Raw genomic sequence first — 24774 nt, 5'->3', positions numbered from 1 at the left:
GGGCGCAGGCGTACCTGAAAAGATCGGCCCCATGCCTGTCCTGCGCAACACCGCGCTCGCCACCGTCGGCGCCGGCGCCGGGGCGCTCGCGTGGGCGTCGCTGGTCGAGCGTCATTGGTACGCCCTGCGCCGCGCGACGCTGCCGGTGCTGGCCCCCGGGTCGCGCTCGATCCGGGTGCTGCACCTCTCGGACCTGCACCTGGTGCCGCGGCAGGAGCGACGCATCCAGTGGGTGCGCGACCTCGCGGCGCTCGAGCCCGACCTGGTCGTCAACACCGGCGACAACTGCTCCGACCTGGCGGCGGTGCCGGCCGTGCTGCGCGCGCTGGAGCCGCTGCTGGAGCGCCCGGGGGTGTTCGTGCTGGGCAGCAACGACTACTACGGGCCGAAGCCGAAGAACCCGCTGAAGTACCTCACGGTCGGCCACCCGAAGGGCCGCGACCTGGGCGCCCCCGAGCTGCCGACGGCCGAGCTGGTCGCGGGGCTCTCCCAAGGGTGGACCGACCTGGACAACGTGCGCACCCGGATGTCGGTCGGTGGGGTCGAGCTGGAGCTGGTCGGCGTCGACGACCCGCACATCGGCCTGGACCGCTACGCCGACGTCACCGCCCCGGCCGCCACCGACGTGGCGCTGACGATGGGAGTGGTGCACGCGCCGTACACCCACGTGCTGGACCCGATGGCCGCCGACGGTGCGGGGCTGATCCTCGCCGGGCACACGCACGGCGGTCAGGTCGACGTGCCGTTCTACGGCGCGCTCGCCACCAACTGCGACCTGGACACCCGGCGCGCCAAGGGCGTCTCGCGCTGGTGGCCGGGCGCGAACGGCATCCCGTCGCGGCACGCGCCCGCCGGCGCCGCGTGGCTCAACGTGTCGGCCGGACTGGGCCACAGCAAGTACGCCCCGGTGCGCTTCGCCTGCCGCCCCGAGGCCTCGCTGCTGACCCTCGTGCCGCGCTGACACCCCGCTCGCCGAGCCCGCGGGGAACCCGATTTCGCCGGCGCCGGAGCGGCCGGTATCGTTTCCTCTCGCGTCGGTCGCTCGCAGACCGACCACGGGGTGTGGCGCAGCTTGGTAGCGCGCTTCGTTCGGGACGAAGAGGTCGCAGGTTCAAATCCTGTCACCCCGACATCAGCCGGGCCCGGTGGATCGACGGAGTCGAGACACCGGGCCCGGCTTCGTCGTGGACGGGATGCTGGGAGGAGACGCCGGGCCGAGGGCGGAGGGGCGGCTGCGCCGACGTACGCCCTCGCTGGCTGCATCGGTGACCTGCATCGGTGAGGAAACGTGCGGCAGGGCGCACGGTTCGTCACCGATCCGAGTCACCGATGCAGCCCGGGCGGCGTGGCCTCAACCCTGCGACGCCAGCGCCGCGTCGACGTTCCTGACATAGACGTACGGAACTGACAGAACCGGCTGCTGCAGCAGGGGTTCGTGTCAACAACGCACGGGTGTGTCAGCAACGTCGGGGTCGCACCTCACGCGCTCTCGCGACGCAGCTGCAGGTACTTCCAGCCGTGCCAGACGACCTCGACGAGGCTCACGACGGCCAGGATCACCATGACCCAGAACAGCAGCTGCGAGTCGCGGGAGACGAGGGCTGCGCCGAGCGCGATCAGACCGATGACGGCGCTGACGCCGACCTGCATGAGGGAGTAGCGCTTCTGCTGCTCTGCGGTTGACGTGTCCATGCGCCCTTCTACCACGACAGCCGAACGCGCGAGACCCACCGCGCGCGGGGCGGGCGGTGGGTCTCGGCGGTCGGGTCAGGACGTCACGGCGCCGACGTCTTGAAGGCGTCGGAGCTGCACTGGCCGGCGTAGCCGGTGAGCTTGCTGACGTCGTCGTTGTCCGCGCGGGCGTTCTCGCCCTTGGCGATCTTGTCGAGGGTGTCGCCGGAGACGTTGTCGTAGGCCTTGTCGGTGACGCACTTGGCGATGCTGTCGATCTGCGCCTGCGGGATCTGCCCGCCACCGTTGGACTCCAGCAGCTTGGCGTAACCCGCCTGCACCTCCTCCTTCGACGGCTTGCCGCCGCCACAGGCCGTGAGGCCGAGGGGCAGGGTGAGCAGGAGGGCGGTGGCGCCCATGCGGCGTGCGAGGTTCATCGGGATCCCTTCGGAGCTGGTGACGGTGCGACCCCGGCACAGGACCGGTCGCGCTGGTCACTCCGACGCAGCATGCGGATGCCGCGTTCCCCCTGCCGGAATCGTGAGCGAGCCTAGCCCGTACGCCCTCGCCGGGCTCGACCCGGCACCTCGCCGCAGCCTCGGCGGACACGGTCAGATCGGGTCGAGGATCCGCCGCAGGAACTCGCGGGTGCGCGGGTTGCGGGGGTCGGCGATGACCTCCGACGGCGGGCCCTCCTCGACGACGAGGCCGCCGTCGATGAACAGCACGTGGTCGGCGACCTGCTGGGCGAAGCGCACCTCGTGGGTCACGATGACCATCGACCACCCCTCGGTCGCGAGGTCGCGGATCACCCGCAGCACCTCGCCCACGAGCTCGGGGTCGAGCGCCGAGGTCGGCTCGTCGAACAGCACGACCCGCGGCTGCAGCGCGAGGGCCCGCGCGATGCCCACCCGCTGCTGCTGGCCGCCGGACAGCTGGAAGGGGAACTTGTCGGCGTGCGCCGCGAGCCCGACCTTGTCGAGCAGCTCGCGCCCTGCGGCGTCGGCGGCGGCCGGGTCGACGCCCTGCACGACGATCGGCCCCTCGGTGACGTTCTGCACCGCGGTCTTGTGCGGGAACAGGTGGTGGGACTGGAAGACGAAGCCGCTCTGCGCCCCCAGCCGCGCCAGCGCCGCCCGCTGCTCGCGCGGGAGGCGGCCCCGCTTGTTGGGGGTCACCTCGGCGAAATCGACTCTCGCGTCAGCGATCTCGACGACGCCGGAGTCGGGCAGCTCGAGCCCGTTGAGCGAACGCAGGAGCGTGGTCTTGCCCGAGCCGGACGGCCCCAGGATGGCCGTCACGCTGCCCTCGGCCACCGCGAACGAGACGTCCTTGATGACCTCGTGGTCGCCGAAGCTCTTGCGCAGGTGCTGCGCGCTGACGATCGGGCTCATGCGACGAACCTGCTCACTCGCGACTCCACGCGGGACTGGAGGAAGGTCAGCGCCACGCAGGCGAGCCAGTAGTAGAGGGCGGCGAGGCCGTACAGCGTGGCGAAGCGGAAGGTGGGCGCCGCGGCGACCTGCGCCTGACGGAACAGCTCGACGACCAGGATCGGCGCGGCGAGCGAGGTGTCCTTGAGCAGCCCGATGAGCGTGTTCGACAGCGGCGGGACCGCCGTGCGCGCCGCCTGCGGCACGACGATCCGGCGCAGGGCGGTGGAATGGTTCATGCCGATCGTCTGCGCGGCCTCCCACTGCCCGCGCGGGACCGCCTGGATCGCGCCGCGGATCGTCTCGGCGGCGTAGCCGGCGACGTACAGGCTCAGGCCGATCGCCGCCGCGACGAACGGCCGCAGCTCGATGCCGAACTGCGGGAGGCCGTAGTAGATCAGGAACAGCAGCACCAGCACCGGGATGCCGCGCATCAGCGAGATGAACAGCCGGGCCGGCGCCGAGGCGAGCCGGTTGGTCGACATGCGTGCCATCGCGACGCCCATCGCCAGCACCAGGCCCACGACGAACGCGACGGCCGTGAGCGGGATCGTCACGAGCAGCGTCGCGCGCAGCATGGGCCACGCGTTGTCCTTGATCAGCTGCCAGTCGCTCGGGGTCGTGCTCTCGGGGGTGAAGTACTTGTCGTAGAGCCGCTGCTGGGTGCCGTCCGCGCGCAGCGCCGCGATGCCCTGGTCGAGCTGCGGGAGATATCCGGAGTTCTTGCGCGCAGCCAGCACCGACTGCGACCGGTCGTTGGTCTCGGCGACGATCTTCACGCCCGGATTCGTCTGGCTCGCAAGGAAGTTGCGCACCGCGAGCTTGTCGTTGACCACCACGTCGACGCTGCCCTGGCGCAGGTTCTGGATCGCGAGGTCCATGCTGTCGACGCCGACCACCTGCGCGCCGTTGCTGCGCGCGACGTCCGCCCAGTTGCTCGTGAGGTTCTCGCCGGCGCGCTTGCCGCGGATGTCGCCCAGGCCCTTGATCGTCGTGTTGTCGTCGGCGACGACCACGACGCCCGTGCTCTCGACGTACGGCTGGCTCAGGTCGTACAGCGCCGCTCGCTCGGGGTTGCGGGTCACCTGGTTGGCCACCACGTCGATGCGGCCGGCGCTGAGCGCGGCGAACATGCCGTCCCACGGCACCTGGACGAACTGCACCTGCACGCCGAGCTTGTTGCCGAGGGCGCGCATGTACTCGACGTCGAACCCGGTGAGGCCGTCGGGGCCGGCGTAGCTGAAGGGTGGGTAGACGCCCTCCGTGCCGACCCGCAGCACCTGCGGCAGCGCGCCGGGTGCGGCCGCCGGCTCGCCCTGCGCGGCGGACGCCGGCACCGCGAGCCCGAGCAGCGACGCGGCCGCGACCAGCAGGGCGGCGAGCGCCGACACGGCACGCGCACTGATCGTTCGCATTGGAGGAGGTTATCCGGCGGCTAGGTCGGCGCGACGTGCACCAGGGCCGCCGTGGCCGCGAGCACACCGAGCCCGAGCGCGAGCTCGGCACCGATCGCCACCGCGAACGCCTGCACGCTCTCCGGCGGGGCGCTGTCGTCGAGCTCGGCGAGCTTGCGCCGGCCCACCTGCTCGGCGTAGCGCCGGCCCCGGTCGCCGAGCAGCAGCATGAGCACGACGACGAGCACCTTGAGGCCGAGCGCGACGCCGTAGTCGGTGCGCAGCAGCGGGCGCACCCCGCCGGCGATCGCCAGCGCGTGCAGGGTGCCGCTGACGAACAGCGTCGCGACGCTCGCGATCGCGACCAGGGAGAAGCGCGGCAGCACCGAGTGCAGCGGCTTCAGGTCGGTGCTCGGGACCAGCACCGACGCCAGCGTCACCAGCCCGCCCAGCCAGGCCGCCGTCGCGACGAGGTGGCCGGTGGTCGCCACGACCTTCACGATCTCCCAGGGACCGCCGACCGCGTTGGACGCGAGGACGTACGTCTGCACCAGCGCCAGCTGCCACAGCGAGATCGGGACGCGCCAGGAGCGGGCCGAGCGCACCACGTCGCTGCCGAACGCCCCGGCCAGCGCGACCAGCCCGATCCGCGCCAGCGCGCACGCGCCCTCGCGCCCGCCGAAGCTGCCCCAGGCCAGCCCGTGCGCGAGCAGCGGCACGGCCAGCGAGGCGGTGACGGTGAGCACGGCGCCGGCCACGAGCAGCCGGCTGAACGTGCGCACCGTGCGACCCTCCGGCCACAGCCACGTCATGAAGAAGCTGGTGCCGACCAGCAGCACGAGCCCGAGGTAGCTCGCGACCCGCGCCGTCCCGAGCAGCACGGTCTGCAGGCCGGGCTCCGCCTCGGCGAGCGTCACCAGCGCGATCACGGGGCACCGGGGTCGGGCAGGTCGACCTGAGCGACGAACGTCGCGTCGCGGGCGGGCACCGGACCGGCCGTCCAGGCGGCGCCCCGCCGCGCGCCGCAGGTCTGCTCCCGCTGCGGCAGGGCCGGGCAGACCAGGTTGCGCACCCCGGAGCCGAAGACGTCGAGCACGACCGGTCCGGACGTCGCCGACGGCGCGACGATCGGTGCCACCGCGAGCAGCACCCGCCCGACGGGGGCGGGGTTGCTGCGCACCGCGCTCGAGCCGAGCCGGTAGCGCAGGGTCAGCTCGCCGGTGGCCGGGAGTCGTACGACGACGGGGGCTTCGGCCGGACCCGTCGCCGGCGCGACGACGGGGGTGGCCCCGGCCTGGATCTGCAGGTCGCGCACCTGCGGGCGCACGCCGGCGAGCGCGGGCGCCGGGCTGGCGCGCAGCTCGAGCCGCACGCTGGTCACGGGTGCGGCGAAGCGCACCCGCTCGACCACCTCGAGGTCACCGCTGGGCGTCGGGCTGGCGCGCAGGACCGTCCCGGTGCGGGTCAGCCCGACCCCGGCGGTCCGGGCGCCGGCCGGGCTGGCGGAGGAGGACGGAGCGGACGAGCCCGACGACGGCTGCGACGCCGACCGGCTGTCGGCGACCGTCGGCCGCGGGCTCTCGACGGCCGGGTCGGGGGCCGCAGGGGGCGGGGTCGATGCGGCGAACGGCCCTGCCGTCGTTGCAGATTCGGTCGCAGCGACGCCCTCGGCCGCCGACCCGGAACGCACGGCCGCCACGGCGGCGACGAAGCACAGCACGGCCACGACGAGGCCGACCCACCGCCGCAGCACCGCCTCGTCCATGCCCCTCGTCCTCCAGATTTCAAGCAAACGCTGCGAACAGTGAACAGTGTTCTTGTAGCGTGCGCCACAGTTCCGGCCGATGTCGCCGGCACCAGGAGAGGCAACGACCATGCGCACACTCCCCGCTCGTCGGCGCTGGCCGCCGCGGCCGTCACGCTCGCCCTCGGCGGCTCGCTCGCCGGCACCGCGCAGGCCGCCCCTGCGCCGGCTGCCACCGCGCCGGCGACCGTCTACGTCGTCCAGGGCGTCGCGGGCAGCACGATGACCCTGCGCGTCGACGGCCGCGTCGTGAGCGCCTCGGCGGCCGCGAAATCGGTTGTCGGCCCGCTGCGCCTCACCCCCGGCAAGCACACGGTCGTCGCCGACGCGCCCGGCACCGCCTCCGACGTCACCGCCACGATCGACGTCGCCGCCGGCTCCAGCACCGACGCCGTCGTGCACCGCACGGCCGACGCGGGTGCGCGGCCGGTGCTGACGACGTACGTCAACGACCTGTCCCCCGTCCCCGCGGACAGCGCGCGGCTCACCGTCGCCCACACCGCGGCCGTCGGCCCCGCCGACATCCGGGTGCGCGACAAGGTGCTGTTCGCCAACGTCGCCAACGGCGAGGAGCTGTCGCTGACCGTCCCGGCCGCGACCTATCCGGTCGAGATCGTGCCCACGGCCACCTCCGGCCCCTCGGTGCTCGGCCCGGTCGACCTGCCGGTCAAGGCCGGCACCCTGACGCGGGTGTTCGCCATCGGCGTCGCCTCGGCCGGCACGATGGACGCCGTCGTGCACGAGCTGCCGCTGCGCGGCACGGGCGGCACCCCGCCGCGCCGGGTCGACGCCGGATCGGCCGGGCTCTCGACCACCGTCCCGACCTCGGCCCAGAGCCGGCGCGACGGCACGGGCGCCGCACCGCTCGCGCTGGGCGCCGGACTGCTGCTGCTCGTGGGCGCGCGACGCGTGCGCACCGGCCGCAGCGCCGCGCGCCGCTGACCCGTGCCGCGCGGCCGGACTCCCCTCGCCCTGGCGCTGGGCTGGTCGCTGGCCGCCGTCCTCGCCGGCTGCGGCGGCGAACCCCCGCCCTCCCGCCGTACGCCCTCGCCGGCCCCGGCGAGCGCCGTCGCCACGCTGAGCCCGGCCGTCCCGAGCGGTGCCCTGAGCCTGCCGGAGGCCGCACCGGCCTCCCGAGCGGGATCACCGCGGCCGAGCGCGAGCGGCGCCGGGGATCCCGCCCGCGCCGCGCGCACCGCCGCCAGCCAACGAATCACGTTCGACCCCAACGAGATCCGGCTCGCCGGTGACGCCGCCGGCACGCCCGTGCGCCCGGTCGCGACCGACGCGCAGGGTGCGCTGCGCGTGCCCGGCACCGGCCAGGTCGGCTGGTGGCGGGGCGGCGCGCGGCCGGGCGCGGCGTACGGGACGGTCGTGCTGGTCGGCCACGTCGACACGGTCGAGGGCGGGCGCGAGCTGTTCGCGCGCCTGCTGACCGCGCGCGCCGGTGACCGAGTCACGTTGTCCGGCAACGGATCTCAGCAGCAGTTCCGCATCAGCGACGTGCGCGACCTCCCCAAGACCCGGCTGCCGGGCAGCGCGGCGTTCGACCAGCGGGTGCCCGCGCGGCTGCTGCTGATCACCTGCAGCGGCCGGTTCGACCCGGTGACCCGCCACTACGAGCAGAACCGGCTGGTCACCGCGGTGCCGACCGGCCCGGCCACCCCCGCCACGCGCTGAAGAGCCGTCCGCACCAGCCCCGCCGGCCGCTGAGCCCCGCCTCAGCGGCTCAGCACGCTCTGCACGTCGGGCAGCCCGCTCGTGCCGAACGTCCAGGAGCCCCAGTCGTCCTCGAGCCCGAGGGCGACCAGCCATGGCAGGTGTCGCGCGGTGCCGCCGGGGTTGGTCCGGCGCTCGGTCTCGAGGAAGCGGCGGAAGGCGTTCAGCTGCGCGGCCGCCTGCTCGCCCCGCGCCGTCCGGCGGAACGGGCTGGCCCCGAACCGGCGGGCGCCGGCGACGACGCCCCACCCGGTGATCACCGCGAGCAGGAACGACCCGGAGAACAGCACCCCGGCTGCGAGCACCTGTCCGGGCAGCCAGACCCACGGCGGGCACGGGCTCGCCGGCGCGAACCACCCCCGCACCCGCGCCCGGTCGACCACCTCGGCGCCGAGCCGCTGCACGTACGTCGCGAGCTCGGTCCCGACGTCGGCCATCGGCACGCCGGCAGGACGCTGCTGCACGTCGAGCGCCAGCACGTGCTCGCCGACCGTGAGCTCCGGCGTCTGCGTGTCGCCCGCGTGCAGCACCGGCCCGTCGGCGCGGTCCTCGACCCGCAGCGCGCCGCGCACCAGCAGGTCGACGACGACGGCGGCGACGTCACGGTCCTGCACCCGGCCGGTCAGCAGCACCCCGGCGTCGACCGGTCGCACGTCCTCCGGCGGCTGCGGCCGCACCTCGACGCCGGTGTCGACCGACGGCGCCGGGCGGGTGAGGAACCGCTGCAGCAGCACCAGCACCGCCGTGGTCAGCAGCGCGAGCGGCACCAGCAGCTCGGCGGTCAGGAAACCTCGGTTCACGGACCGGAGTCTCCCCCACCGCTGCCTCCGCCGTCGCTGCCGCTCCCACCGCCGTCGCCCCACCCGCCGGACGCCCCGGCGTCGGTCGAGATGCCGCTGAGCGAGTCGGCGAGCGTGCCGCCCGTGGCCCCGAACGCGTCGTCGACGTTCGGCACGTCGGCCACGGGCCGGTCGAGACCGGTGAGCGCCGCGACCGACACCGCCCCGGCCAGCAGGCTCACGTTCATCGGCGCGGGGTCCAGCGCCGCGGTGGTCGGCTCCGCCGGCTGACCGCCGGCCGGCGGCCGGGCGTCGTCGAGCGCCGCGCAGATCTGCGGCACCACCCCGCCGTACGCCTGCCGCACCGCAGCGCTCTCGCCCTCCAGCCCGAACGTGACGAGCCACGGGATGGTCTGCGCCGCAACGGGATCCGAGTCGCCACCGCGTCCGTCTCCGGCAAGGAACTGCCGATAACCCACCGTCTGCACCGCGAGCGCCGTGCCCTCGGCCGAGCGGTGCGGGCCGGTGGAGCCGAGGCGCGGCAGCACCAGCGCCAGGACGACCGCGATGAGCAGCGCCCAGGTGTTCAGCCACGCCGCGACCAGCGCGAGCACCGGCCCGGGGAGCAGCACCCACCACGGCGCACGGCTGCCACGGACGTACAGCTTGCGCCACCAGGCGCGCTGCACGACGCCCTTGGCGAGGCCCTGCAGCTCCGGTCCGAGCTCGGCGCGCAGCTGCGTGACGGGCACGCCGGCCTGCCGTCGGGCCACCGCCTGCACGAGGGCACGCTCGGGCGCGGTGAGCGAGCGGGTGCCGTCGGCCTCCGGACCGGGGGCGCCGGGGCGCAGCACCGGGCGCCCGGAGCGACCCGACGGCTCGACCACGAGCAGCCCCCGGACGACCAGGTCGACCACGGTCGCGGCCAGGTCGCGATAGCGCACCGAACCCGACAGCAGCAGACCGACGTCGCCCGGCCGGGTGCGCTCCGGCGGGTGCTCGCGCACCGGCGCCGTGCGCACGTCCTCGTCGGCCCCCGGGCCACGCTCGCGGTCCAGCTGCTCGCGCTGCGGGCCGGGCAGCAGCACCCCGGGCGCCACTCCCACGAATCGTTCGGAGCCGCGCTCCCGCCGACGCTGGACCAGCACCAGCACCACGCTCAGCGCGACCGCGACGACGACCAGCGCCGTCGCCAGCACATCCCGTGTCATGGGCTCTCCCCTCCCCTGCACGTGCTCCTCCCATGGTGCTCCCCATCAGCGCCGGGCAGTGACCGAACGGCGGGAACCTGCGACGCACCCGTCCCGAATCCCGGTCGCGTACGGCCGAGTAATGAGACCCTGCTCACATGAAGAGCACCATGCAGTCGCCGCCCCTCCTCATCTCGGACCTGCTGCGCTACGGCACGACGGTTCACGCCAAGAGCACGGTCACGACCTGGACGCCCGACGGCGGCCGGACGACGACGTACGGCGAGATCGGCCAGCAGGCCGCGCAGCTCGCCCACGCCCTGCGCAAGCTGGGCATCGACGGCGACCAGCGCGTCGCCACCTTCATGTGGAACAACGCCGAGCACCTGGTCACCTACCTCGCGGTGCCCTCGATGGGTGCGGTGCTGCACGCGCTGAACATCCGCCTCTTCCCCGAGCAGCTGATCTACACCGCCCGGCACGGCGGCAGCGAGATCGCCATCGTCGACAACACCCTGGCCGAGCCGTTCGCCAAGCTCGTCGAGCACCTGCCGGGCATCCGGCACGTCATCGTCAACGGCGAGGTGTCCGACGAGGTGCGCGAGGCGCTGGGTGCGCCCGAGCACGTCGAGCAGGTGCACGACTTCGCCGACCTCATCGCCGGCGAGCCGACCGAGTTCGAGTGGCCGCGCGACCTGGACGAGAACGACGCCTCGTCGATGTGCTACACCTCCGGCACGACCGGCAACCCCAAGGGTGTCGCCTACTCCCACCGCAGCAACTACACCCACGCCACCGGGTGCGCGCTCACCCTGCAGCTGACCCCGGCCGACCAGACGCTGGTCGTCGTGCCGCTGTTCCACGCCAACGCCTGGGGCTTCCCCTACGTCGCGATGGTGTCGGGCAACTCCCTGGTCATGCCCGACCGGTTCCTGCAGCCCGAGCCGCTCGCCCAGATGATCGAGCAGCTCGGCGTCACCAGCGGCTCTGGCGTGCCGACGATCTGGAACGGCCTGCTGCAGCACCTCGACGCCAACGGCGGCGACATGTCCACCTGCCGGATGCTGATGGTCGGCGGCTCGGCCGCGCCGCCGTCGCTGATGAAGGCGTTCCAGGAGCGCTACGACATCGAGATCATCCACGGCTGGGGCATGACCGAGACCTCCCCGGTCGCGAGCCTGGCCTTCGCGCCGCCGCAGGCCGAGGTCGGGTCCGAGGAGTACTGGCGATACCGCGCCTCGCAGGGCCGGATCATCGCCGGCGTCGAGGCCCGGCTCATCGGCCCCGACGGCGAGGAGCAGCCGCGCGACGGCGAGGCCGTCGGCGAGGTCGAGGTGCGCGGCCCGTGGATCACCGCGAGCTACTACTCCAACGGCTCCGAGCCGCAGGGCGAGCTGGACGACATGGCCGCCAAGTTCGACGACGGCTGGCTGCGCACCGGTGACGTCGGCGCGATGACCGACGACGGCTACATCATCCTGACCGACCGCTCCAAGGACGTCATCAAGTCCGGCGGCGAGTGGATCAGCTCGGTCGACCTGGAGAACCAGATCATGTCCCACCCCGCCATCGCCGAGGCCTCGGTCGTCGGGGTGCCCGACGACAAGTGGGGCGAGCGGCCGCTCGCGACCGTGGTCGTCAAGGAGGGCGAGCAGGTCACGATGGAGGAGCTGCGCGACTTCCTCGCCGACAAGATCGCCAAGTGGCAGATCCCCGAGCGGTGGGCGGTCATCGACGAGGTCCCCAAGACCAGCGTGGGCAAGTTCGACAAGAAGGTGCTGCGGCAGCGCTACGCCGACGGCGACCTGGAGGTCGAGACCGCCGGCTGAGCCGAGCGCCGTACGTCCTTCGCACCCGAGCCCGTGCGCCCTCGCCCCGCGAGGACGCACGGGCTCAGCCCTGCACCCTGCTGTCGCGGCCGGCCCACTCGGCGTCGCGCAGCCTGAACTTCTGGATCTTGCCCGTCGAGGTCTTCGGCAGCTCCTCGACGACCTCGACCTCGCGGGGCGCCTTGTAGTGCGCGATCTGGCCGCGCACGTGCTCGATGAGCTCGGCCTCGTCGACGCCGGCGCCGCCCTTGGTGGTGACGAACGCCTTGGGCCGCTCGCCCCACTTCTCGTCGGGCACGCCGACGACCGCGACCTCGAGCACCGACGGGTGGCTCATCAGGGCCTGCTCGACCTCGACGGTGGAGATGTTCTCGCCGCCGGAGATCACGACGTCCTTGGCTCGGTCGCGGATCTCGACGTAGCCGTCGGGGTGCATCACGGCCACGTCGCCGGAGTGGAACCAGCCGCCGGCGAACGCCGTGGCGGTGGCCTCCTCGTCGCGGTAGTAGCCGAGCATCACGTTGTCGCCGCGCATGACGATCTCGCCGAGCGTCTCGCCGTCGGCGGGCACGTCGTTCATCTCGGCGTCGACCACCCGGGCGCGCTCGGCCGTGATCATGCCGACGCCCTGGCGGGCCAGCAGCCGGGCCCGCTCGCCCGGCTCGAGCTCGGCCCAGCCGGGCTGCACCTCGCACACGGTGTACGGCCCGTAGGTCTCGGTCAGGCCGTAGACGTGCACGACCTCGAAGCCCATGTCGGCCATCTGCCCGAGCGTCGTCGGGCTCGGCGGCGCGCCCGCGGTGGTGATGACGACCGGCCGCTCCAGCCCGCCCGCACCGGGCGTGTTGAGCATCGTGGTGACGACGGTGGGGGCCGCGTTGAGGTGGGTGACGCCGTGCTCGCGGATCGCCTCCCAGATCGCGTCGCCGCGCACCTCGGGCAGGCACACGTGGGTGCCCCCGATCGCGGTGATCGCCCACGGGGTGCACCAGCCGTTGCAGTGGAACATCGGCAGCGTCCACAGATAGACCGACCGCGGCGAGTGCCGCGAGTGCAGCAGCTCGCTGAGCGCGTTGAGGTGGGCGCCGCGGTGGCTGTAGAGCACGCCCTTGGGTCGGCCGGTCGTGCCGGAGGTGTAGTTGAGCGAGATCGGGGCGAGCTCGTCCTCGACCCGCCACGACAGGTCGGGCGCGTCGTCGTCGGCCAGCTCGCCCAGGCTCGTCCACCCTGCCCGCGGCTCGCGCAGCATCACCCGGGTCAGGCCCTTCAGGCCCTCGGTCGCGCTCTCGACGAGGTCGGCCGTGCCCGGCCAGGCCACGACGACCCGCGCGCCGGAGTGCTCGAGGATGTGCCGCACCTCGGGCGGCGCGAGGCGGGTGTTGACCGCGACGAGCACGCCCTGGGCGAGCGGCACCGCGAAGTGCGCCATGAGCATCTCCGACACGTTCGGCAGCACGAACGCGACCCGGTCGCCGGGCTCGACCCCGGCCCGGCCCAGCGCCTTCGCCATCCGCTGCACGTCGGCGGCCAGCTCGGCGTACGTCCACCGCGCCTCCCCGTCGATCACCGCCAGCTTGTCGGCCCACACTCGGCCGGAGCGTTCGAGGTAGGACAGCGGCGTCAGGGGCGTCGTCGAGACCAGGCCCGTGGGCGTCTGCTCGGCGTCCGTGGGGGCGGGGACGGCGGGGGCGGTCGGTTCCGTGCTCACCCGACCAGCCTAGGAACGCGGCGTCGTCGATGGCGGACTTTCCGTGCCCGAAGGCCAGCGAGGCGCCAGCCCGAGGTGTCGCCGTGGGGCGCTTTACTCTGGGGCACCTCGTGCGCCAGTGCGCTGAGCCGCGCCGGCGGGTGGCGCACCACACGCCCCAGAGTAAAGCCGTCGACGAGCGACCATGACCAGCCGAGGCGCGCCCCGTCCTCCGCGCTCACAGCGCGGCGAACGGGTCCTCACCGACGATGGTCTCGGCGATCTGCACCATGTTCAGCGCCGCGCCCTTGCGCAGGTTGTCGGTGCAGACGAACACCTCGAGCGAGCGCGGGAAGTCCGGCGAGCTGCGGATGCGGCCGACGAACGTCGGCTCCGAGCCCGCGACGTCGACCGGGTTCGGCCAGTCCTCGTTCTCCGGGTCGTCGAGCACGACGACGGAGTTCGACCCCTCGACGAGCGCCTGACGGGCCCGGTCGGCGGTGATCTTGGAGCCGAACGTCGCGTGCACCGACAGCGAGTGCGCGGTCATCACCGGCACCCACACCGTGGTCGCGGCGACCTTGAGGTCGGGCAACCCGAGCACCTTGCGGGCCTCGCGGCGCATGCGCGCCTCCTGCATCGACCAGCCCTCGGCGTCGAGGTCGCTGGTCACCGGCACGACGTTGGCCGCGACGGGCGCGGGAAAGGGCGAGTGGTCGGGCAGGTCCAGCAACCGGCGTACGTCGCCGGGCGACAGCCCGATCGAGCGCTGGCCCACCAGCGACTCGGCCTCGGCGACGAGCCGCTCGACGCCGGCGTCGCCGCGGCCGGAGACGGCCTGCATGGCGGTGACGACGACCGACTCCAGACCCCACCCCTGGTGCAGCGGCCCGAGCGCGGTCAGCATCGCCGTGGACGACGCGCTGGGGCTCGCGACGATGCCCCGCGGGCGGTTGTTGACCTGGGCCGGGTTGATCTCGGGGATGACCAGCGGCACGTCCGGCTCGGCCCGGAACACCGGCGAGCAGTCGACCACCGGCACCCCCGCGTCGCCCGCCATCGCGGCGGCGACCCGGGCGGCCTCCTCGGGCAGCGCGACGATCGCGACGTCGGCGCCGGCGAACAGCTGCGGCGAGACCTGCTGCACCAGCAGCTGCTGGCCGTACGCCGAGACCGCTTCTCCCGCATGGCGGTTCGAGGCTGCGAGACGCAGCTCGTCCCAGACCACGCTGCGCGTGCCCAGGGTCTGCAGCACGGCCCGACCCACGGCTCCCGTGGCCCCGACGACGACGAGCGTGCGCCCCATGACTCAGCTCACCGCAGCCAGCGCCTCGGCGATCTGCACGGTGTTGAGCGCGGCACCCTTGCGCAGGTTGTCGCCGCTCACGAACAGCACCAGGCCCTTGCCGTCGGGGACGGACTGGTCGACCCGGATGCGCCCGACGTACGACGGGTCGGACCCGGCCGCCCGCAGCGGGGTGGGCACGTCGGCCAGCTCGACCCCGGGCGCCGAGGCGAGCACCTCGCGCGCCTGCTCGGGCGTGATGGGCTGCCCGAACTCGGCGTGGATCGCCAGCGAGTGGCCGGTGAAGACCGGCACCCGCACGCAGGTGCCGGCGACGGGCAGGTCGGGCAGCCCGAGGATCTTGCGCGACTCGTTGCGCAGCTTCTGCTCCTCGTCGGTCTCGCCCGAGCCGTCGTCGACGACCGACCCGGCCATCGGCAGCACGTTGAAGGCGATCGGCGCGACGTACTTCGCCGGCTCGCCCAGGTCGACCGCGCTGCCGTCGTGGGCCAGCGCCTCCATCGAGTCGGCGCCCTTGCGCACCTGGCCGGCGAGCTCGTCGACGCCGGCGAGGCCGGAGCCGGAGACGGCCTGGTAGGTCGCGACGGTGAGCCGCTCGAGGCCCGCGGCGTCGGCCAGCGGCTTGAGCACCGGCATCGCGGCCATGGTGGTGCAGTTGGGGTTGGCGACGATGCCCTTGGGCCGGTCGGCCAGGGCGCCGGGGTTGACCTCCGACACCACGAGCGGCACCTCGGGGTCGCGACGCCAGGCCGAGGAGTTGTCGATCACGGTCACGCCGGCCTCGGCGAAGACCGGAGCCAGCCGCTTCGAGGTGGCCCCGCCCGCAGAGAAGATCGCGATGTCCAGGCCGCTCGGGTCGGCCGTGTCGGCGTCCTCGACCGTGATCTCGCGGTCGCGCCAGGTGACGGTCTTGCCGGCCGAGCGGGCCGAGGCGAACAGGCGCAGGTCGCCGACCGGGAAGTCGCGCTCGTCGAGCAGGCGCAGCACGACGGCGCCGACCTGGCCGGTGGCGCCCACGACGCCGACGTTGACGGTGCTGGTGGTGGTGCTCATCGTCCGGTCCCTCCGTAGACCACGGCCTCGCCCTCGGTGGAGTCGAGCCCGAACGCGGAGTGCACCGCGCGCACGGCCTCGTCGAGCTGGTCGTCACGGGTGACGACCGAGACCCGGATCTCCGAGGTCGAGATCATCTCGATGTTGATGCCGGCGTCGGCGAGCGCTTGGAACAGGGTGGCGCTGACGCCGGGGTGGCTGCGCATGCCCGAGCCGACCAGCGACAGCTTGCCGATCTGGTCGTCGAACTGCAGCGAGTCGAACCCGATCTCGGGCTTGGCGGCCTGCAGCGTCTGCACGGCGCGCTGCGCGTCGTCCTTGGGGCAGGTGAAGGAGATGTCGGTCTTGCCGGTCTGCGCCGCCGAGACGTTCTGCACGATCATGTCGATGTTGATCTGGGCCGCGGCGACGGCGTTGAAGACCTGGGCCGCCTTGCCGGGCGAGTCGGCGACGCCGACCACCGTGATCTTGGCCTCGCTGCGGTCGTGGGCGACCCCGGCGATGATCGGCGCTTCCATCTGGTCTCCTTCGGAATCGGAAGGCGGCACCACCCAGGTGCCCTGGTGCTGGCTGAACGAGGACCGCACGTGGATCGGCAGGTCGAAGCGGCGGGCGTACTCGACGCAGCGCAGCATCAGCACCTTCGCGCCGGAGGCGGCCATCTCCTGCATCTCCTCGTTGGAGATGCGGTCGACCTTGCGCGCGGTCGGCACGATGCGCGGGTCGGCGGTGAAGATGCCGTCGACGTCGGTGTAGATCTCGCACACGTCGGCGCCGAGCGCGGCCGCGAGCGCGACCGCCGTGGTGTCGGAGCCGCCGCGGCCGAGCGTCGTGATCTCCTTGGTGCCCTGGCTGACGCCCTGGAACCCCGCCACGATCACGATGTGGCCGGCGTCGAGCGCGCCCTGGATCCGGCCCGGCGTGACGTCGATGATCCGCGCCTTGCCGTGCGTGTCGTCGGTGATCACCCCGGCCTGCGAGCCGGTGAAGCTGCGCGCGGAGTCGCCCAGGTTGGCGATGGCCATGCTCACCAGCGCCATCGACATCCGCTCGCCGGCGGTGAGCAGCATGTCCATCTCGCGCTCGGGCGGCGCGGGGCTGACCTCGCTGGCGAGGTCGAGCAGCTCGTCGGTCGTGTCGCCCATCGCCGAGACCACGACGCACACCGAGTTGCCGGCCTTGCGGGTGTCGACGATCCGGCGGGCGACACGCTTGATGCTGTCGGCGTCGGACAGGGACGACCCGCCGTACTTCTGGACGATCAGACTCACGGTTCACTCTCGCTGCTGCGGCTGGCGGAGCCTCCAGTCTACGAAGCGTCCACCGGCCAAGACGCCTCGCCCACATGCCGAACCCGCCTCCCCGCGCTGGTCGAGTAGCCGCGAGGCGCTAGCCGAGCGGCGTATCGAGACCGCCCGGCGTCAGCACCGTCCACGGCAGGTCGAGCAGGCGCTGGTGCGCCCACCGCGCCGGTGCGCGCTGGACGAGCGAGCCGACCAGCCAGCGGCCGCTGGTCGAGAGCACGACGCGCCCGTCGTCGTCGAGCACCAGCACCTGGTCCGAGGGGTCGCCGAGCCGCGGGAGGAGCATCCCCTCCAGCCGCGCGCTCGGCACGTCGGCGCCCACCACACCGACGAACTCGCCGTCGACGTGCACCGGCTCGGTGAGGGTGAGCACGTAGAGGTCGGTGCCGTGCACGTCGACGTAGGGGCCCACCACGTGCCGCCGCCCGGTGCGCAGCGGCACGTCGAACCACTCGGCGGCGAGGTAGTCGTAGAACCCCAGGCTCGAGGGGTTCAGGTCGACCTCGAGCCGGGTCGGGCGGGCGGCCCCGGCCGGCACCTGCCACCACTCCAGCTGCAGCGGCGCGTCGGCCAGCACGTCGGGAGCCAGGATCGCGCCCATCCCGACCGGCACGGCGCCGGGAGCCGCCAGCAGCTCGACGACCGGTTCGCGCAGCGCGGCCACGTCGCTCGCCCGCCACGGCTCGCCGCGCTCCCGGGCCGCGGCGTGGGTGTCGCGCAGGCGGCGGCCCAGCTCGCCGATGGTGCCGAAGACGTCGGCGACGGCCGCGCGGATGACGGCGGCCGCGTCGACGCGTCCGCGACGGCGTACGTCGGTGCCGGGTGCGCGCGTCACGGGCTCACCCGACCTGCTCGCCGGCGTCGCCCGACCGCCCGGCCCGGGTGAGCGCGACGTGGGCGTCGACGAGCCGCCGCGTCAGCACGCCGATCTGACGCTCCACCAGGGCGCGTGCCCGCTCCCCGTCCCGCTCGCGCATGGCCGCGACCGTCGCCCGGTGCGCCCGCAGGTCGGTGCGCAGCTGGCCCGGGGAGCGGCTGACGCCCCAGGCGACCTGGCCGAGCTCGGTCTGCAGCTCGATCTCCTGCATGGCGAGGCGCACCGACTGGGCGGCCGAGGCCAGCGCGATGTGGAAGCGCCCCTCGGCGCGCAGCTGGGCGGTGGCGGTCTCGGCCTGCCCGACCCGGTCGATGAGCTCCTCGAGCCGGTCGAGCTGGGCGTCGCTCGCGCGCGCCGCCCCCAGCCGGGCCGCGGTGCCCGACACCGCGGCCCGCACGTCGCCGAGCTCGCGCAGGTCGGCCGTGCCGAGCTCCTCGAGGCGGCCCCGGGCCAGCTCGGCCAGGGCGGTCTCGTCGGCCCGCACGAAGTTGCCGCCGCCCCGCCCGCGCCGGGTGTCGACGAGCCCGCGCGAGCGCAGCTCGGCCAGGGCCTCGCGCAGGGTGACCGTCGCGACGCCCAGCGACTCGGCCAGCCGCGCCTCCGAGGGCAGCCGCTCGCCGTCCTCGACGATGCCGAGCGCGATCGCGCTGCCGAGGCGTCGCACGACCGCGGCGCTGCGTCCGGCCCCGTCGTCGAGCGGGCCGAACACCGCCTTGCGGGCATCGCCGATCGGGACGCGCACCCGGTCTCCTTCCGTCGCCTGGCGAGGCTAACCCCGCCCACCGGCCCCCGCGCCGGCCGATCTGGACGAACCGCTTGCCCCTAGACCTATGGTCCCATATGTTTTCAAGGGTTCGTGATCTGCATCACACGCACAAGGGAGTGCCGATGACCCAGATCCAGCCCCGCCCCGGCGGCGACGCGCTCGATGCGCCGTTCACGCCCGGCATGCGCGACCAGGACCCGGCGCTGGCCGAGATGCCCGACACCGTGGCCGGTCCCGAACCGGTCGACCTGCCCGACCCGCGCACCCGCGAGTTCGTCGAGGAGTGGCACAACGCGTCGTACAACTGCTTCTCCTCGGGCCACAAGTTCTGCCGCGAGGTCTGCCCGGTCATGCAGGTGACGCGCAACGAGTCGTGGACCCCGACCGCCTTCCACGCCAACGTCGTGGCGATGGAGAAGGGCGAGCTCGAGGTCGCCGACGTCGCGTCCGACTACGTCAACTGCACGCAGTGCGGCGCGTGCGAGCTGCGTTGTCCCAACACGCTTTTCACCGGCGACTTCTATCGCTTCCGCACCCGCACGGTCGACGTGGTCAAGGCCGTGCGCGCGCTCGCCGTCGACGAGGGGGTGCACCAGCCCGAGTGGCGCAGCTGGAACGCCCGCACCGACGAGCGCACCCACGAGCCGGTGCTCGGGGCCGAGGGGGTCAGCCAGGACAAGGTGCGCGACTGGGCCGACGGCCTCGACATCCCGATCGGCGGCGACACGATCCTGTTCGTCGACTGCGAGGCGGCGTTCTACCGCACGTCGGTCCCGCGGGCGGTCGCGCAGATCCTGCAGCAGGCCGGGGTCGAGTTCGGGCTGATGGGCGAGCAGTGGTGCTGCGGCGGCCCGGCCGCCGAGATGGGCTACGTCGACCAGGCCAAGCGGTTCGCCCAGCACAACCTCGACAACTGGCGCTCCACCGGCACCACGCGCGTGCTCGTGCTCGACCCGCACGACTACATCAGCTTCACCGAGGACTACCCGAAGTACTTCGGCGACGACTACGACATCGAGGTGGTGCTCGTCGTCGAGCTGTTCGCCGAGCTGATCCGCGAGGGCCGGCTCACGCCGAGCGTCCCGGTGGAGCGCACGATCACGTACCACGACCCGTGCCGGCTCAACAAGCGCAAGGGCATCTGGGCCGAGCCGCGCGAGATCCTGCGCTCGATCCCGGGGCTGACGTTCGAGGACGTCGACCGGGTGACCCAGTGGTCGTACTGCTCCGGCGGGGGCGGCGGGCTGCCGATCGAGAAGCCCGAGCTCACCGCGGCGATCAGCGCCTCGCGCATCGAGAAGGCCAAGGCGCTCGACGCGCCGGTCGACACGCTGGTCAGCGCCTGCCCGTGGTCGGAGCGGCCGCTCACCGCCGCGGGCGAGGCCGAGGCGATCGACGTGGTCGACATCCACGAGCTGCTCGCCGAGTCGCTCGGCATCACCGTCGGCGGCAGCCGGGGGCCGACCGATGACCCTCACGCCCGAGCGGCTCAGCACCGACCAGGTCGACACCGTCGCCGACCGGCTGCGCACGGTGCTGCGCGAGGACCAGGTGCTCACCTCCAAGACCGACCGGCTCAACCGGGCGCGGGTGCCCGCACCGTTCCCCGTGCACCGCTGGCGCGAGCGGCTGCCCGACCTGGCGGTGCTGCCCGAGTCCACCGACGAGGTGGCGGCCGTGGTGCGCATCGCCAACGAGCTGCGCGTGCCCGTGGTCCCGCGCGACGGCGGCACCGGGCTCACCGACGGCGCGGTGCCGCTGCACGGCGGCATCGTGGTCGACGTCAAGCGGCTCAACCAGGTGCACGAGCTCGACCTGGACAACCGCACCGTCACCGTCGGCACCGGCATCAACATGCTCAAGCTCAACGAGCAGCTCGGCAGGCACGGCCTCATCTATCCCGACGACCCCGCGTCCTACCCCTGCTCGCTCGTCGGCGGGCGCATCGGCACCTCCGGCTGGTCGCTGATCGGGTCGCGCTACGGCCACACCCGCGACCTGGTGCTCTCCTTCGACCACGTGCTGCCGACCGGTGACGTGATCCACGTCGGCGACGGCATCGGTCGCCAGATCTCCAAGTCCTCCAGCGGCTACCAGCTCAAGCACCTGTTCATGGGCCACCAGGGCACGCTCGGCATCGCCACCCGGGCCACGCTGAAGCTCTACCCCAAGCCCGAGGCGGAGCTGTCGCCGTTCTGGGCGTTCGACAACTACGACGACGCCTACCGCTGCGTCGGCGCGCTCGCCCGCGCCGGGGTTGCCACCTTCGCCGGCGCCGTGCTGTTCGACGAGTACAAGGTGGCCTACCTGCGGCGCGACGACGAGGCGTACATCCCGCAACCGTCCGACGTGCGCGCGCTCGTCTGCGCGGTGATGTACGGCTACGAGGACGAGGTGCGCCCGGCCGGTCGGCGGCTGTTCCGGATCGCGAAGGAGCACGGCGCGCGCTACCTCGGCGACGAGATCTCCGAGGGCGACTGGGCCGCCCGGCACGACCGCTACGCCACCCCGCTGCACGGGCGGACCAAGGCCGGCCAGGTCGTCCCGATGTCGTGGCACTGCGAGGACGCCGCGGTCAACTACACCCAGCTGCCCGCCGTGTCGCGGGCCTGGCACGCGATCATCGCCGACCTGCGGCGCAAGACCGACGTGTTCGACGACTGGGGGATGTTCGCCTACACCTCCGCCGACACCGGCGTCGACTACCTCACCGAGATCGACGTGGGCATCTGGGAGCAGCGCCTCGACGACGAGGCGTGGGCCCTGTGGGTGCAGGCCAAGCGCGACATCGCGCGCGCCGCGCTCGAGCACGGCGGCTCGATCAGCGCCTGCCACGGCTCCTGCCGCGAGGGCGAGGTCGACCTGGTACCGAGCGAGCTCGGCCGCGGCTTCGAGGTGATGCTCGACCTGAAGCGGATGCTCGACCCGCACAACGTGATGAACCCGGGGAAGTACCACCTCGACCTCGCCTACGCCGGCGACGCCGAGGCCGCGCTGCAGCAGCTGCGCGACACCTGATCGCCTCATCGAGAGGAGAGCGCGATGACCGAGGAGACCCCCACCGGCCCGGTCCCCACCCCGGGGCGCTACGTGCGCGCCGAGCAGGTGACCCCGCCGCCCGCCCGCGCGGTCAGCGACGTGGCCGTGACGACCTACGAGGACCTGTTCGAGGTCGACCCGCGGCTGATGGAGCGCTGGGTGCTGCAGCAGGAGTTCCCCAACTGGGACTCGCTGCGCATCATGAACGCCCGGCACGACCACCTGGCCTGGATGCACCGGCACTTCGCCGACCGGGTCGTCACCGGGTCCGAGCTGCTCGACGAGGTCGAGGCGAGCTCGACCGACCAGCCCGACGACGGCGTACGCCCGTCGTGACCGACCGCACCGCCGACCCCTCGGCGTCCGAGCAGGAGAGCGACGACGCCGCGCTCGCGCGGCTCGGCTACACCTCGGAGTTCCGGCGCGAGATGTCGCCGTGGGCCAACTTCGCCCTCGGCTTCACCTACCTGTCCCCCGTCGTCGGCATCTACACGCTGTTCGCGGTGTCGCTCGCCACCGGCGGGCCGCCGATGTTCTGGTCGCTGGTCATCGTCGGCGTCGGGCAGTTCCTCGTCGCGCTGATCTTCGGCGAGATCGTCTCGCAGTACCCCGTCGCCGGCGGCGTCTACCCGTGGGCGAGGCGGCTGTGGGGCAGGCGCTGGGCGTGGTTGACCGGGTGGGTCTACATGTTCGCGCTGCTCGCCACGATCGCCGGCGTCGCCTACGGCGCCGGGCCCTACCTCGGGCAGCTGCTCGACTTCACGCCCGGCACCGGCACCACCATCACCTGCGCGCTGATCCTGCTCGCGCTCGCCTTCGCCATCAACATGATGGGCACCCGGTGGCTGGGGTACGCCGCGATCATCGGCTTCTCCGCCGAGCTGCTCGGGGCGCTGGTGGTGGGCGGCTGGCTGCTGCTCAGCGAGCGGCACCACGGCCTCGGCGTGCTGTTCGACAGCTTCGGCGCCGGCTCGGAGGGCTCCTACCTGTCGGCGTTCCTCGCCGCCGGCCTCATCGGGATCTTCCAGTACTACGGGTTCGAGGCGTGCGGCGACGTGGCCGAGGAGGTGCCCGACCCGACCCGCCGCATCCCCAAGGCGATGCGGATGACGATCTACGTCGGTGGCGCCGCGGCGATGTTCGTCTGCCTGTCGCTGATCCTCGCGGTCGAGGACTACGCCGCCGTCATCGGCGGGGACGACCCCGACCCGGTCACCTCGATCCTCAACCAGGCGTTCGGCGTCACCGGCACCCGCGTCGTGCTCGCCGTGGTGCTGCTGTCGTTCCTGTCCTGCGTGCTCAGCCTGATGGCCGCCGCCAGCCGGCTGATGTACTCCTACGCCCGCGACGGCATGATCGTCGGCTCGTCGGTGCTGCGCCGGTTCCTCCCGCGCCAGCACGTGCCGCCCTACGCCATGGTCGTCGCGACGCTGGTGCCCGCGGTGATCGTGCTGACGTCGGCGCTGTCGACCGACGCGCTGACCAAGATCATCTCGTTCGCGACCCTGGGCATCTACCTCGGTTTCCAGATGGTCGTGCTGGCCGCGCTGCACGCCCGGCTGCGCGGCTGGCAGCCGTCCGGACCGTTCCGGCTCGGCGCCTGGGGGCTGCCGATCAACGCGCTGGCACTGGCGTACGGCGTGCTCGCGATGCTCAACATCGCCTGGCCGCGCACGCCCGACGTCGCCTGGTACGACAACTACGTGGTGGCGCTCGGCGCCGCCGTCGTCGTCGGGCTCGGCCTGCTCTACCTGTTCCTCGGCCGGCCCGACCTGCGCAGCGACGCCCCCGCGGGCGACGCCATCCCCACCGCGAGCGCCCGCGTCGCCGCGGGCACGGCACCACCCACCCCACCCACGAAGGACTGACCGATGAAGTTCAGCTACGTGATGCTGCCCGACTACCCGCTCACCGACTCCCTCGCCTCGATCAAGCTCGCCGACGAGCTCGGCTTCCACGCCGTCTACGCCGCCGACGAGACCTGGCACAAGGACCTGTGGCTGCTGTTCGCGGCGGCCGCGGCGCAGACCGAGAACATCCGCATGGGGCCGTCGGTGTCGTCGGTGGTGCTGCGCGAGCCGAGCCTCATCGCGCAGGCCACCGCCACGCTCGACGAGCTCACCGGCGGGCGCGCCGAGGTCGTGCTGTCCTCGGGCAACTTCGGCCTGCTCGCGCAGTACGGCATGGACTGGTCCAAGCAGAAGCCGCTGACCCGGGTGAAGGAGGCCGTGCACGTGATCCGGACGCTCCTCGACGAGGGCGCGATCACGTACGACGGGGAGTTCTACGACTACGAGGGCCTGTTCACCTTCGCCCGGCCGGTGGCCGAGCGGGTGCCGGTGAAGATGGGCGCGATGCGCGGGCCGAAGTCGTTCGAGGCCGCGGCCGAGTTCTCCGACGGCTGCCACCACGCGCTGTCCTACACCAAGGAGGCCTACGACTACATGGTCGAGCACATGACCATCGGGGCCGAGCGGGCCGGCAAGAACGTGCAGGACCTCGACATCGGCGCGTGGGTGGTGTTCGCGACCGGCGACGACTCCGCGATCGCCAAGGACGCCGCGCGCTCGATGGTCGGGCTCTACGCCTCCTCGATGCCCGACGAGCAGCTGCAGCGCAACGGCATCGACCCGGCCGCGATGAAGCCGATCGTCGAGCGCCTCGGCGCCGGTGACCTGGCCGGCTCGATCGACGCGACCACCCCCGAGATCGGCGAGACCCTGTCGGTCGCCGGCAGCCCGAAGGAGTGCGTCGAGAAGCTGAAGGTCATCGAGTCGGCGGGCGTGAACCACGCGATCCTGGCCGTCACCGACGCCACCCTGGTGAAGACCTTCATGGGCCGCGACATCGACGGCGTCGCCGACGTCGACACGCAGCTGCGGATGGTGGCCGAGCAGGTCATGCCGGAGTTCGCCTGACGCGC

The 24774-nt window shown here is 73.1% G+C and carries 22 protein-coding genes, 1 tRNA gene and 1 pseudogene; 10 read left to right on the top strand and 14 right to left on the bottom strand.

Annotation, left to right across the window (positions count from 1 at the left end; translation table 11 throughout):
* Nucleotides 1-31 precede the first annotated feature (31 nt).
* Both QUE40_RS00985 and QUE40_RS00980 read left to right on the top strand, forming a co-directional pair.
* Entirely contained in the window at nt 32-961 is a 930-nt protein-coding gene (locus QUE40_RS00985) for a metallophosphoesterase (protein WP_289232049.1), read from the top strand.
* A 95-nt stretch (nt 962-1056) separates the two neighbouring features.
* Nucleotides 1057-1130 (top strand) — tRNA-Pro (locus QUE40_RS00980).
* 349 nt (nt 1131-1479) lie between these two features.
* Here the strand turns inward: QUE40_RS00980 and QUE40_RS00975 are convergent.
* From QUE40_RS00975 to QUE40_RS00945, 6 genes are all read right to left on the bottom strand, one after another.
* Complete coding sequence (locus QUE40_RS00975) at nt 1480-1692, bottom strand: hypothetical protein (RefSeq protein WP_289232048.1); 213 nt, start codon at nt 1690-1692, stop codon at nt 1480-1482.
* An 83-nt stretch (nt 1693-1775) separates the two neighbouring features.
* Nucleotides 1776-2108, bottom strand: coding sequence for a hypothetical protein (locus tag QUE40_RS00970; RefSeq protein WP_142007813.1), 333 nt, complete (start codon nt 2106-2108; stop codon nt 1776-1778).
* Nucleotides 2109-2282: 174 nt separating this feature from the next.
* Entirely contained in the window at nt 2283-3065 is a 783-nt protein-coding gene (locus QUE40_RS00965; protein ID WP_289232047.1) for an amino acid ABC transporter ATP-binding protein, read from the bottom strand.
* The gene (locus QUE40_RS18695) at nt 3062-4519 is read right to left on the bottom strand and encodes an ABC transporter substrate-binding protein/permease (protein WP_142007811.1); all 1458 of its coding nucleotides are present in this window, start codon (nt 4517-4519) and stop codon (nt 3062-3064) included. The genes QUE40_RS00965 and QUE40_RS18695 overlap by 4 nt, the downstream gene beginning before the upstream one ends.
* A 20-nt stretch (nt 4520-4539) precedes the next feature.
* Nucleotides 4540-5427 carry a CopD family protein gene (locus QUE40_RS00950; protein WP_289232046.1) on the bottom strand — a complete coding sequence of 296 codons (888 nt, stop codon included), beginning with the start codon at nt 5425-5427 and terminating at the stop codon, nt 4540-4542.
* Nucleotides 5424-6263 (bottom strand): hypothetical protein, encoded by an 840-nt coding sequence (locus tag QUE40_RS00945; protein ID WP_289232045.1) that lies wholly within the window; start codon nt 6261-6263, stop codon nt 5424-5426. The genes QUE40_RS00950 and QUE40_RS00945 overlap by 4 nt, the downstream gene beginning before the upstream one ends.
* A 39-nt stretch (nt 6264-6302) precedes the next feature.
* Between QUE40_RS00945 and QUE40_RS00940 the strand changes: the two genes are divergently transcribed.
* Complete coding sequence (locus QUE40_RS00940) at nt 6303-7244, top strand: DUF4397 domain-containing protein (protein WP_289232044.1); 942 nt, start codon at nt 6303-6305, stop codon at nt 7242-7244.
* A gap of 3 nt (nt 7245-7247) precedes the next feature.
* Nucleotides 7248-7982, top strand: coding sequence for a class F sortase (locus QUE40_RS00935; RefSeq protein WP_289232043.1), 735 nt, complete (start codon nt 7248-7250; stop codon nt 7980-7982).
* A gap of 41 nt (nt 7983-8023) precedes the next feature.
* Here the strand turns inward: QUE40_RS00935 and QUE40_RS00930 are convergent, their stop codons facing one another.
* Together QUE40_RS00930 and QUE40_RS00925 are read right to left on the bottom strand one after the other, a co-directional pair.
* Nucleotides 8024-8821 (bottom strand): DUF2207 family protein, encoded by a 798-nt coding sequence (locus QUE40_RS00930; RefSeq protein WP_289232042.1) that lies wholly within the window; start codon nt 8819-8821, stop codon nt 8024-8026.
* Nucleotides 8818-10011 (bottom strand): DUF2207 domain-containing protein, encoded by a 1194-nt coding sequence (locus QUE40_RS00925; protein ID WP_289232041.1) that lies wholly within the window; start codon nt 10009-10011, stop codon nt 8818-8820. Before QUE40_RS00925 ends, QUE40_RS00930 begins: the two co-directional genes overlap by 4 nt.
* 137 nt (nt 10012-10148) lie before the next feature.
* On the opposite strand from QUE40_RS00925, the gene QUE40_RS00920 reads away from it, so the two are divergent.
* The gene (locus tag QUE40_RS00920; RefSeq protein WP_142007804.1) at nt 10149-11819 is read left to right on the top strand and encodes a long-chain fatty acid--CoA ligase; all 1671 of its coding nucleotides are present in this window, start codon (nt 10149-10151) and stop codon (nt 11817-11819) included.
* A gap of 64 nt (nt 11820-11883) precedes the next feature.
* Here the strand turns inward: QUE40_RS00920 and QUE40_RS00915 are convergent, their stop codons facing one another.
* The 6 genes from QUE40_RS00915 to QUE40_RS00890 form a co-directional block, all read right to left on the bottom strand.
* On the bottom strand, nt 11884-13461 hold the full coding sequence (locus tag QUE40_RS00915) for an AMP-binding protein (protein WP_289232972.1): 1578 nt from the start codon (nt 13459-13461) through the stop codon (nt 11884-11886).
* Between the two features lie 283 nt (nt 13462-13744).
* Complete coding sequence (locus tag QUE40_RS00910) at nt 13745-14812, bottom strand: aspartate-semialdehyde dehydrogenase (protein WP_289232040.1); 1068 nt, start codon at nt 14810-14812, stop codon at nt 13745-13747.
* 3 nt (nt 14813-14815) lie between these two features.
* Complete coding sequence (locus QUE40_RS00905) at nt 14816-15865, bottom strand: aspartate-semialdehyde dehydrogenase (RefSeq protein ID WP_289232039.1); 1050 nt, start codon at nt 15863-15865, stop codon at nt 14816-14818.
* On the bottom strand, nt 15862-17136 hold the full coding sequence (locus tag QUE40_RS00900) for an aspartate kinase (RefSeq protein ID WP_289232038.1): 1275 nt from the start codon (nt 17134-17136) through the stop codon (nt 15862-15864). Before QUE40_RS00900 ends, QUE40_RS00905 begins: the two co-directional genes overlap by 4 nt.
* Before the next feature lie 118 nt (nt 17137-17254).
* Nucleotides 17255-18004, bottom strand: coding sequence for a cache domain-containing protein (locus QUE40_RS00895; protein ID WP_289232037.1), 750 nt, complete (start codon nt 18002-18004; stop codon nt 17255-17257).
* A gap of 4 nt (nt 18005-18008) precedes the next feature.
* Nucleotides 18009-18788: a FadR/GntR family transcriptional regulator gene (locus QUE40_RS00890; protein ID WP_142007799.1), complete on the bottom strand. Its 780-nt coding sequence runs from the start codon at nt 18786-18788 to the stop codon at nt 18009-18011.
* A gap of 98 nt (nt 18789-18886) precedes the next feature.
* Here QUE40_RS00890 and QUE40_RS18690 point away from each other — a divergent pair.
* The 5 genes and pseudogenes from QUE40_RS18690 to QUE40_RS00860 form a co-directional block, all read left to right on the top strand.
* Nucleotides 18887-20101, top strand: a pseudogene (locus QUE40_RS18690) ((Fe-S)-binding protein); the annotation flags it as partial.
* A gap of 178 nt (nt 20102-20279) precedes the next feature.
* Nucleotides 20280-21830, top strand: a complete 1551-nt coding sequence (locus QUE40_RS00875; RefSeq protein WP_289232034.1) for an FAD-binding oxidoreductase — start codon at nt 20280-20282, stop codon at nt 21828-21830.
* A 24-nt stretch (nt 21831-21854) separates the two neighbouring features.
* Nucleotides 21855-22187, top strand: coding sequence for a hypothetical protein (locus tag QUE40_RS00870; protein ID WP_289232033.1), 333 nt, complete (start codon nt 21855-21857; stop codon nt 22185-22187).
* Nucleotides 22184-23719: an APC family permease gene (locus tag QUE40_RS00865; protein WP_289232032.1), complete on the top strand. Its 1536-nt coding sequence runs from the start codon at nt 22184-22186 to the stop codon at nt 23717-23719. The genes QUE40_RS00870 and QUE40_RS00865 overlap by 4 nt, the downstream gene beginning before the upstream one ends.
* Nucleotides 23720-23722: 3 nt before the next feature.
* Nucleotides 23723-24769, top strand: a complete 1047-nt coding sequence (locus QUE40_RS00860) for an LLM class flavin-dependent oxidoreductase (RefSeq protein ID WP_289232031.1) — start codon at nt 23723-23725, stop codon at nt 24767-24769.
* Nucleotides 24770-24774: the final 5 nt, after the last annotated feature.

It is taken from the genome of Barrientosiimonas endolithica (assembly GCF_030296655.1).
Taxonomy (GTDB): domain Bacteria; phylum Actinomycetota; class Actinomycetes; order Actinomycetales; family Dermatophilaceae; genus Barrientosiimonas; species Barrientosiimonas humi.
This window is presented reverse-complemented; position numbering and strand designations above follow the sequence as displayed.